At 63.8% G+C, this 9,794-nt stretch carries 11 protein-coding genes and 1 pseudogene; 3 read left to right on the forward strand and 9 right to left on the reverse strand.

Translation table 11 applies throughout. The annotated features are described in order from the left end of the window. Positions 1 to 68: 68 nt before the first annotated feature. The 3 genes and pseudogenes from ACTJKO_RS13690 to ACTJKO_RS13700 all read right to left on the reverse strand — a co-directional run bounded on the left by ACTJKO_RS13690 (position 69) and on the right by ACTJKO_RS13700 (position 2,846). Positions 69 to 1,124, reverse strand: coding sequence for an HNH endonuclease family protein (locus ACTJKO_RS13690; RefSeq protein ID WP_440689660.1), 1,056 nt, complete (start codon positions 1,122 to 1,124; stop codon positions 69 to 71). Between the two features lie 33 nt (positions 1,125 to 1,157). Further along, positions 1,158 to 1,886, reverse strand: a pseudogene (locus tag ACTJKO_RS13695) (DUF262 domain-containing protein); the annotation flags it as partial. A 240-nt stretch (positions 1,887 to 2,126) separates the two neighbouring features. Continuing rightward, complete coding sequence (locus tag ACTJKO_RS13700) at positions 2,127 to 2,846, reverse strand: hypothetical protein (RefSeq protein ID WP_440689604.1); 720 nt, start codon at positions 2,844 to 2,846, stop codon at positions 2,127 to 2,129. A gap of 126 nt (positions 2,847 to 2,972) precedes the next feature. Here ACTJKO_RS13700 and ACTJKO_RS13705 point away from each other — a divergent pair, with 126 nt between their 5' ends. After that, positions 2,973 to 3,776 carry an HTH domain-containing protein gene (locus ACTJKO_RS13705; RefSeq protein ID WP_440689607.1) on the forward strand — a complete coding sequence of 268 codons (804 nt, stop codon included), beginning with the start codon at positions 2,973 to 2,975 and terminating at the stop codon, positions 3,774 to 3,776. A gap of 494 nt (positions 3,777 to 4,270) precedes the next feature. On the opposite strand, the gene ACTJKO_RS13710 is transcribed toward ACTJKO_RS13705, so the two are convergent. The 5 genes from ACTJKO_RS13710 to ACTJKO_RS13730 all read right to left on the reverse strand — a co-directional run bounded on the left by ACTJKO_RS13710 (position 4,271) and on the right by ACTJKO_RS13730 (position 7,635). Beyond that, the gene (locus tag ACTJKO_RS13710; protein ID WP_440689662.1) at positions 4,271 to 4,699 is read right to left on the reverse strand and encodes a PaeR7I family type II restriction endonuclease; all 429 of its coding nucleotides are present in this window, start codon (positions 4,697 to 4,699) and stop codon (positions 4,271 to 4,273) included. Between the two features lie 285 nt (positions 4,700 to 4,984). After that, positions 4,985 to 5,143 (reverse strand): recombinase family protein, encoded by a 159-nt coding sequence (locus ACTJKO_RS13715; protein WP_440689609.1) that lies wholly within the window; start codon positions 5,141 to 5,143, stop codon positions 4,985 to 4,987. Positions 5,144 to 5,696: 553 nt separating this feature from the next. Next, complete coding sequence (gene ychF, locus ACTJKO_RS13720; RefSeq protein WP_440689611.1) at positions 5,697 to 6,767, reverse strand: redox-regulated ATPase YchF; 1,071 nt, start codon at positions 6,765 to 6,767, stop codon at positions 5,697 to 5,699. Positions 6,768 to 6,844: 77 nt separating this feature from the next. Next, positions 6,845 to 7,444: a hypothetical protein gene (locus ACTJKO_RS13725; protein ID WP_440689613.1), complete on the reverse strand. Its 600-nt coding sequence runs from the start codon at positions 7,442 to 7,444 to the stop codon at positions 6,845 to 6,847. 2 nt (positions 7,445 to 7,446) lie between these two features. Then, entirely contained in the window at positions 7,447 to 7,635 is a 189-nt protein-coding gene (locus ACTJKO_RS13730; protein WP_440689615.1) for a hypothetical protein, read from the reverse strand. Between the two features lie 116 nt (positions 7,636 to 7,751). On the opposite strand from ACTJKO_RS13730, the gene ACTJKO_RS13735 reads away from it, so the two are divergent. Beyond that, positions 7,752 to 8,387 (forward strand): exonuclease domain-containing protein, encoded by a 636-nt coding sequence (locus ACTJKO_RS13735; protein ID WP_440689617.1) that lies wholly within the window; start codon positions 7,752 to 7,754, stop codon positions 8,385 to 8,387. Between the two features lie 145 nt (positions 8,388 to 8,532). Then, complete coding sequence (locus ACTJKO_RS13740) at positions 8,533 to 9,291, forward strand: GntR family transcriptional regulator (RefSeq protein WP_440689619.1); 759 nt, start codon at positions 8,533 to 8,535, stop codon at positions 9,289 to 9,291. 15 nt (positions 9,292 to 9,306) lie between these two features. On the opposite strand, the gene ACTJKO_RS13745 is transcribed toward ACTJKO_RS13740, so the two are convergent. Beyond that, complete coding sequence (locus ACTJKO_RS13745; protein ID WP_440689621.1) at positions 9,307 to 9,714, reverse strand: tautomerase family protein; 408 nt, start codon at positions 9,712 to 9,714, stop codon at positions 9,307 to 9,309. Positions 9,715 to 9,794 lie beyond the last annotated feature (80 nt).

Here is a 9,794-nt window from a genome sequence, read left to right on the forward strand (position 1 = left end):
ACACGTACCCCAAAGAGCATGTCGCGGGTTGCATGCCTCGCTCTCAGGTCTTTGAGGGACGAGACACCTCAGAGACTCCAGACCTTCTCCATTGCGTCGTTCGCGAGACGCTCGGCTCGTTGGCGGATCTGATCCTCCGAAAGATCCTGCAGTCCAGACTCCCGCCAATTACGCAGATCATCGTCGAGATACACGCTCCTAGCATCGAGAGCGGAGAGCTTGACATGCAGATCGCTGCTGCCAAGCGAACTATTGAGCGCTTCGGTCAACAGAGTGAGGTTACCAATAGAGTAGATGGAGTCGGTTACGATGTCCCTACCCTCGGATTGAGGTTTGAGGTGCTCGATAGTCCATAGCTGCAGATTCTGCCCAGCGGGAAGCACCCCATGATACTTCGCAAACGCCATGAGTACGTACGAAATATAGACCTTCCGCGCCTTCAACTTCTGCGCCTGAGTCAACGCCAGTTTGGGGGCGTAGAAAAGAGCCTTGAACGCTTCGACGGTGCGATTGCGCCCCGGGAGGCTGGTTTGTAGCTTGTGCTTCAGGTCTGCAATCGCGTCCGTAACCTCCTGCCGACTGTTGGCCTCCTCCAGCTGAAGAGCGAACCGATTATATCGACTACGCGTTCCGCCGGTAGATCCACTACTGGTCAATGCATTGAATTGGAAATGAAAGTTCTCGACGAGGCGCATCACCTCGATCAATTGGCCGATCTTGACAAGATTGGTCTCACTGTACTTGCGCGCAATGGCTAGCACCGTCGAATTAGCAACGCTGACATCGAATATTGCGAGTGCGCGGATGCTATCAACAAATTCCGGGACAGCGAAAGCATTGCGCTTTCCCGATACTCGCGGTTGCACGAGAATGTCTTCATACTGGAGATGCTCATAGTTCGCAGCATCAACCTCGAGCTCCTCGAGGTACGAGATATGAGCCGCAGGGTCGGACCCAACAAGGCGCCCGACTGCTTTGAAGAGTTCCGGCTCTTTGACGGCCTTTCGGCGCGAGTTCCAGGACTGCCAAATGAATCGGTCCGGAACGTCGGAACTCACACGACCATCTTGAACCCTATTCACGAGTCGTTCCCACCGGTCGGCGATAGCCTGCCGATCAGGCATCGTGCTCGCTCCTCCGCGGATGAGGAGATTCTTGATCAAGTCCGCGAGTTTGAGATCCGCGCCGCGAGTGTTCAGGGTTTCAAAGATCAGGAAACCATCTTCCTCAGATGCAAGCTCAACCTGAATAACACGAGCCTTCAGAATGTTCGCTCGAATATCCTTCAGGTAGTTGAGCGAATTTTCTGGGCTACGATCTATTAACTGCTGCGTGATCTTCGACTCGAAAAATTCGCGCGCTAGGCCTATAGTCTCGGCGCTCCTATTCCAGGCCGCTCCGGTTGGGATGGCGCTACGGTTCTGGATGAATTCGTAGAACATCTCTTCCGAGCGACGCAATACGGGATATTCGCGTCCGTCATCATCCTTGACAACGAGATAGCGCTGCGTCGCATCGACTTGATGTGCCGCAAGTTTAGAGTCGAAACCGGTTTCGTATTCAGTCGCGGTGGCAAGTTCGGCAAAAGCATCACGAATGACCGAGAGGGCTATTGTGCTTGTAGTTAGGCGCTACTGTCCATCAATGATTGAATAGGTGTCGTTGAACAGGTCGCGCTTTTCACTCACCCAAGTGACAGTCGACCCGAAGAAAAAGTCACCTTGCGCTAGCACGACATCTTCCCAGAAATCAGTCAACTGTTCAGTGTTCCAGCTATAAGGGCGCTGGAAGTTCGGCACCTCGTACAAGCACTGCTGAAAGCAGTTCTGGATTGTTTTGGTCTGGCTCTCAATCGGAATCAGATCAAGGCTCTGCTGCTCCGCCATCGCTTCCCCCTCTAAGTATCGCTAACGAGGTAAGCGTAGCGCATGCCATTGACCCCATTTCAGGGGTCAATGGCAGGTTCAACGCAGTCGATGGTGCGAGACGTCACGCTATCAATCAGCTATGGCGTGCGGCCCTCTGCAGGCGATATCAATCGTTGAAGCGGAACTCCACCCAGGTACGCGTGTTCTGGATATGGCCGTCTAGGGGCACACACCACTGGCAAGCGCGCCTCGCCGAAGCTACTCGGCCACAGCGCTCAGAACTGTCCTGGGGAGTTTGTCGTGGTCGTCGAGGTACCGGAAGTCATCGAAGACGGCGCGGAGCACGGTCCGATTCGGGAGGACTTGCTGTAAGTCTCCTGGGACTTCCTCCCGCATGGTTCGGACGAGGTGCGCCAAGGAGGTCCACAGCTCGCCCTTCTGCAGGTCGTTCAGCTCTTCATAGCCAGCCTCGTTCTGCTTCTCGTGCGCGCTAATCGCCTTGACGTCCCACTGCTCTAGCGCCTGGACCACTGCCGCTGACCCCCACAGGACAGCTCGCGCCCGGTCGGCGGCCATCGCCTGAAGATCGAACCTGCCGACGAACTGCTGAATCGCCGAGACCGCCAACGTGTCGTAGTGGGAGGCGCGAATCTTCCACGCCTCAAACTCGCGATCTTTCTCACGCCTTCCTCGCTCAGCTGCGTCATCGCGCGCACGCTGCTTTCGCCAGCTGACGGATGCCGACAGCGCGACCATTCCGGCTAACCCACCCACCATCAAGGTCGCACCCGCCGGCGCGAGCGTTGGCGGCCAATCCGTTAGCGCTGGAAAACCGGTGGGGGTGGGGAGGCTTCCGAACAGGACGATGGCGCCAGCGACGACCACTGCAACCGTCAGGATGTACAGCCAGGCCCTGTGGTCCTTGAACTCTTCCGAAGCCGCCGCAGTCCCCGAGGCTCTCGATGCCGATTCCGTCACGACGCCAGATGGTAGTACCTGAAGCAACGATCTCCCGCCTCCGGGGAGACCGACGACTCTTGGCCACCTCAAGCGCTGATGCCCGAAATACGATCTGTGAGCTTCGGTTCCCGCTACGGTGTCCCTATGGTGAACATGGGGTGGGGCGAGGCAATCAAGAAGGTGCTTGCCGACCAGGGCGAACCGATGAGGACGTCCGAGATTGCTCAAGCGATTCTCGACGGCAAACTTCGGACGAAGGTGGGCGCAACACCTCACACGGCGGTGGCGTCATACCTTTCACAAGAGCCCCTACGGTCTGAGGTCGAGAAGCTCGACCGTGGAGTATTCCGCTACCCGCCTGCCGCTTCACCGAAAAGGGAGGACGACTCGGTCGTGGTTAACACTCCGGTTGTCGCACTCGAGGACTCCGGAACCGCAGACGTCTCAGAGGATGAGCGGGGGCTCTTGAATGCGTTCGGGCTTTTTTGGCGGCGAGCTGAAATCGATTGGACACCCTCAGCGCCGAAGCTGCTCGGCGTGCAGCTTACTGGCAGTACCGCGGTCGACTTCAGCAACCAGGAGGGCGTCTATCTTCTTTATGATGTCACCCGCCTTGTGTACGTTGGGCGTGTCACCGAACCACGGCTGGGCAGGCGCTTACGCGAACACACTCGCGACAGATTGAGCGGTCGTTGGGACAGGTTCTCCTGGTTCGGGGTTCGCCCCGTGGGTGCCGATGGCCAGCTAGAAGTTGTTCCGGACTCTGGCTTGAACGCCGACCTTGTCATCTCCACGCTCGAAGCGTTGCTTATCGAAGCCCTCGAACCGCCTCAAAATCGCCGACAGGGTGATGGGTTCGCAGAGCTCGAATTCATCCAACAGACCGACCCGGATATCGAGAAGACGCGAAAGAGGCGTCTGCTCGAAGAGCTGAGTGAACAGCTCTAGGCTCGTCCCGACCGGCCCTCGTATAGGAGATGAACGGATCATGACAAAGGAACCTGATAGCAGTGGGGCGCCCCGCGACGATGAGAGCGATCCCACTCCGGAGCGTGCCGAAGAGCTCCTGCGAGAAACGGAACAGTGGGCGGAAGTCATCCGCGCGCGGCCTGCGTTACTTAAGAGCTTGGCTCCCGGCTTCCAGGCCCTTAGCGAAGGCTTCAGCCAATCTCTAACTTCGAACGACCGAGGCGCGAGTCGCGTTAAAGACACTGCCGACAAACTTCATTGCATCCATCAACGATGAACTGGCGCGAGGCGGGCTCTCGCCGCAGGAGCGTGCCCGATACATCGACGCGCAAGAACGAGCGCTCCACGACGTCCGCGGAAGCGAGAAAGAAGCACGCGAAGCGAACGAGCGCCTATTCACGAAGGCGGCTGCCGTAGGACTGACGATAGCTGTAGGTGCGGTCGCACTCGGCTACCTCGCCAAAGAGGGCAAGCTACCCACCCTCGTCCAGAAACCAGGCAGCTAGGTCGGGAGCAATGCTGTCGCTCGCCGCCGCGAGCGGGCGCCAGTCGAGTAACGAACGGATGTAGGCGACTCGCCCCTCGACTGCCGCGCGGAAGGCCTTACCGGTCGCGGTTGCCAGGGGTTCCGCGTAATTGACTTGCCCTTCGTCATCGACTTTCGTAGTGATGAACCAGCCGCCCTGGTAGATGTTGTCCCCCATGAAGCGGCGGAGCATCTCCTGGTAGCGCTCGTTGTACGACATGCCTCGGAACGCGTCGTCCGACGGAAACAAAGCAGTCGTAGGACGATTCGTCGCTTCCGTCTCTTCGTCCTCATGAAGCACGAAGACGTAGCCGAGCCAGGGCGGAACCTCGCCGTAGGCCTCGGTCTTGTAGATAGAGAAAACTCGCGCCCCTATGAGGCAGAACCGTCATGCCATTCGAATCGGACGCTGTCAGCAGCGAATATCCTCCGCTGATTAGGGCCCCTTCTCCCGACCTTCGCGAGTGTCACTGTGCAGATTGCCCGAATCACGGCTTGCTTGCCGTGTACGGAGGCGGAAGCCCGTCGGTCAGCTGGGTCTGGACCTAGCAGACCCGCCACGTCTGGCCGTACGAGCTTGCGTTCTTCACGCTCAAGCTCAGCAATCTCGGCATCCGCCAGTGCCTTCCGGAACTCCTGAAGGGTCGACCCCTCACCTTCGTCATGATCGAAGTAATCGTCCAGGAACCGAGTCTTGCGAGCGGATGCTGCTCGGACTCCATGAGCCGCCCCGTCGAGTAGGGACCCCGGCGGCATCGAGCTCCCGTGCGATAGCCCGCAGAGGAAGACCGGCGATGAAGCACTCGAAGACGATAGGCACGTACCGCGCTTCGGACTTTCGGAGGGTCCTGCCGCCACTCTCATAGCCGAAGAGGCGCGTGCCGAGAGGTGGGTCACCATCGGCTGCACGCTACTTGGCAGCGTCGACCTGCCGTTGGCTCTTCCGCTCGACCTCACCAGCCGTGAAGGTTGCCATGATGCGCGCCTGCAACCTACCGGCATCTGTGGTGAGGTCGTAGTCAACCTGCGAGCTAGTAAAACGAAGTGACGGCAGCTTCCGAGTCTATCAAATCCAGACCTGCAGCTCAGAGGGCTATCTCACATAGCGTTCGGCGTCGTACACAACGATCTTCTCGAACTTGCGCGCTCCCCAATCGCGGCGCATGCGTTCGTAGCTTCGCGAACTACGTCGTCTTTGAAGGCGGACTTGACGTCTCGCTAGGTCTCGACGAGTGTCGATCCAAGCCGCTTGAAGACCGACTCACACTCCTTCGCCTGTCGCCTCCAGGCGTCGCGATTGCCCGTCTGGTCTTGACTGACTCAGAGGTAGAGCGCTGCTGCAACGGTCACAGCTCACCGTACGACAGTCGTGTTTAGGAGTGGCGGAACTCCACCACGTCGCCGTCCTGCATGACGTAGTCCTTGCCCTCGATACGGGCCTTGCCGTGCGCACGCGCTTCCGCGATGGACCCGGCCTCCATGAGGTCCTCGAACGAGATGACCTCGGCCTTGATGAAGCCCTTCTCGAAGTCGGTGTGGATCACGCCGGCCGCCTGGGGAGCCTTCCAGCCCTTGCCGATCGTCCACGCTCGCGCTTCCTTGGGGCCTGCCGTCAGGTAGGTCTGCAGCCCGAGGGTGTCGAACCCGATGCGTGCGAGCTGGTCGAGGCCGGACTCGGTCTGGCCGGTCGACTCCAGCAGTTCCGCGGCGTCGGCGGGGTCGAGGTCGATGAGCTCGGACTCGATCTTCGCGTCGAGGAACACGGCCTGCGCCGGCGCGACGAGCGCGGCGAGTTCGGCCTTGCGGGCCTCGTCGGTGAGGACGGCCTCGTCGACGTTGAAGACGAAGATGAACGGCTTGGCCGACAGGAGCCCGAGCTCGCGGATCGGCTCGAGGTCGATCAAGGTCGCGGACAGCAGCGTGCCGGCCTCGAGCGCCGCCTTCGCTTCCTTCGCGGTCTCGAGCACGATCGGTTCGGCCTGCTTGAGCTTCACGGTCTTCTCGTACCGCGGGAGCGCCTTCTCGATGGTCTCGAGGTCGGCGAGGATCAGCTCGGTGTTGATCACCTCGAGGTCGTCCTTCGGCGACACCTTGTTCGCCACGTGCACGACGTCGTCGTCGGCGAACCCGCGCACGACCTGCGCGATGGCGTCGGCTTCGCGGATGTTGGCGAGGAACTTGTTGCCGAGCCCCTCCCCCTCGCTCGCGCCCTTCACGATGCCGGCGATGTCGACGAAGGACACCGGCGCGGGCACGGTCTTCTCGGAGTTGAAGAGCGTCGCGAGCTGGTCGAGCCGCGGGTCCGGGAGGTTCACCACGCCGACGTTCGGCTCGATCGTCGCGAACGGGTAGTTCGCCGCGAGGACCTGGTTCTTGGTCAGGGCGTTGAACAGGGTCGACTTGCCGACGTTCGGGAGACCGACGATTCCGATGGTGAGTGCCACGGGAGTACAGCCTAACGGTGGCCGCCCACGCAGGCCGCGCCGCGCCTCCAGTCCGCTCAGTCGGAACGGAGGTCCGCTCAGTCGGAACGGAGGTCCGCGATCCTCCGGTCGACGATCTCGAGCACGTCGGCCTGGAGGCGCTGGGTGCGTCGCCAGTCGCCGCGCACCCCCAGGGCGTGGTCGGCTCCGTCGACCGTCCGGAGCTGCGCCGCCGAACCGGCGACCGCGTCCGGCTGCCAGAGCGGGTCGGCCACGCCCCCGATCGCGATGTCGGTCGCCGGCGCTGCGCGGAGCGCCGACGCGACGGCCCGGTTCGTCAGGACCGGTGTGAGCCACACGCCGCTCACCGCGTGACGGATCGCCCACGGCAGCGCGGAGCAGCCGAGGGACTTGGCGACGACGAGGTCAGGGAGTCGCCCCTCGAGTGCTGCCTCGACCGCCCGCTCGACGAACGCGATCGGGTCCGTTCGTGCTGCATCGTCGACGGTCCACGCCGGCGCGACGACCTCGGCACCGTGCTGCTCGGCGATCGCCCGCGTCCACCACAGCAGCGGGGCCTGCTGCCCGTACGCGGCGCCGGGCAACACGAGCACGAGCGGGCGGGCGGCCGCGTCCCCCGTCACCGCGGCACCACGGTGGCCGGATGCCCAGACCGCGCCGCGCCTGCTGTCCGCCACGCTCAGGACTGCTCCGCCCAGCGTCCCATGGCCCACCGCACGACGGTCGCGACCACGGCCCCACCGGCGGAGGTACCGGCGACGGCGATCGCCGCGCCGAGGGCGACGAGCGACACCAGGAGCCCGACCGCCCGGCGCACGGTGCGGGGTGGCGCGTCGACGCGCTCCGCCCCTGCGAGCAGGTCCTCCACGTCGCCCCCCGGTACCCATGACCCGACGGTCGCGCACCGGACCGCCGGACGGTCCGGGCGACGCAACGCCGGTCCGGCTTCCGGCGATGTCGGCGCCGCGTGCGACGATCGGGACCGTGCCGTTGAACTTCACCGCGATCGACTTCGAGACCGCGAACAGCTCGCCCGCCAGTGCGTGCTCCGTCGGACTCGTCAAGGTCCGCGCGGGGAAGGTCGTCGAACGGGCCTCGTGGTTCATCCGGCCGCCGCTCGGGCACGACGTCTTCCTCGAGTGGAACACCCGCATCCACGGCATCGTCGCGTCGGACGTGCAGCACGCGAAGGGCTGGGCCGAGCAGTACCCGGACATCGTGGCGTTCGCGGACGGTGACGTCCTGGTCGCCCACAACGCCCGCTTCGACATGGGGGTCATCGCCGGCGGGTGCTCGGCCACGGGCATCGACCTCGCCGAACACCACTCGATGTGCTCGCTGCAGGTCGCCCGGAAGACGTACACCCTCGACTCGTACCGTCTGCCGATGGCCGCTCGCGCCGCCGGGTTCGAGGGGTTCCAGCACCACGACGCGGCTGCCGACGCCGAGGCCTGCGCCGCGATCGTCGTGCACGCTGCGGGCCACCACGGCGCCGAGACGGTCGAGGCCCTCGGGGCGGCGACGCGCGTGCACATCGCCCCGGTCCGCGCCCGGGCGGAACAGCCCCGGACGGCTCCGCAGCCGCGGCTCTCGCGTCGTCCGATGATCTTCGCGGACTGACGAGTCCGAGCACCTCGACCGGGCGGCAGCCGGGCCGACCCCGGACGGGGCAACGCCGCCGTGCGTCCCGGGCCGCCGCGGACCCGGTGGTATTGTCACGACATTCCCTCGGCGCCGCCGCCGACCCGCACTCCGAAGGACCGCGATGACCAACGAAGGCCAGCTGCCGTCCGACCTGTTCATGGACCTGGACCGGTCGGGTCCGATGCCCCTGTACTTCCAGGTCGCCTCACGCATCGAGGAGGCGATCCGGTCCGGCGCGATGCCTCCCGGCGCACGGCTCGAGAACGAGATCGCGCTCGGTGAGCGCCTCGGGCTGTCCCGTCCGACGATCCGTCGCGCGATCCAGGACCTCGTCGACAAGGGACTCCTCGTCCGCCGACGCGGCATCGGCACGCAGGTGGTGCACGGCCCGGTCACCCGCAAGGTGGAGCTGACGAGCCTCTACGACGACCTCGCCCAGGGGTCGCAGGCGCCCGCCACGAAGCTGCTCGAACGGAACGACGTGCCCGCGAGCGACGCCGTCGCGGAGGCGCTCGGCATCCCGACGGGCACCACCGTTGCGCACATCCGGCGTGTCCGCTTCGCCGAGGACGTCCCGATGGCGATCCTCGAGAACTTCCTGCCGCCCGAGTTCCTGGAGATCAGCGACGACGACCTGCAGACGCACGGCCTGTACCAGCTGCTGCGCGGCCGCGGCGTGACGATGCGGGTGGCGAAGCAGCGGATCGGAGCCCGCGCGGTCACCGACGAGGAGGCCGGCCTGCTCGAGATCGAGGACGGCGACCCGGTCCTGACCATGAGCCGCACGGCGTACGACGCTTCGGGCCGCGCGGTCGAGTACGGCGTGCACTGCTACCGACCCGACCGCTACTCGTTCGAGGTCACCCTCGTCGACAAGTAGGCCCGGTACCCGTCGTCACGCGAGCGCCGGCACGCCGAGCTCGCCGGTGACGTACTGGGCGCGGCCGAACCCGAACGACCAGTCCTGCGGGCCGTTCTCGACGTAGCCGATGAAGACGTCCTCGGAGGCGACGCCGACCTCGACGAGCCGCTCGTGGATGGCGGCGTACAGCGCCGTCTTGGCGTCGTCGGTCCGCCCCCGCTGCGTGAACACCTGGATCACGACGACGCCCTCGGTGCGCTCGAACCCGAGACCGGCGTCCTCGGCGATGATCTGCTGCGCGGCGTGCTCGGTGATGACCTGGAACCGGTCGCGCACCGGGATCCCGTACACGTCGACGATGGCGGTGTGGATAGCGTCGGCGATGGCGCGCACCTGCTCGGGCGTGCGGCCGGTGGCGAGGTCGATTCGGACGAGCGGCATGGCGCCTCCTGATTGTTCCGTCGTTTGTCAGAACATACTAACAAAGAGAAGGGCGCAACACCAGGACGGACTGGAGGCGC

It is taken from the genome of Curtobacterium sp. 22159 (genome assembly GCF_052045775.1).
In the GTDB taxonomy this organism is placed as follows: Bacteria; Actinomycetota; Actinomycetes; order Actinomycetales; family Microbacteriaceae; genus Curtobacterium.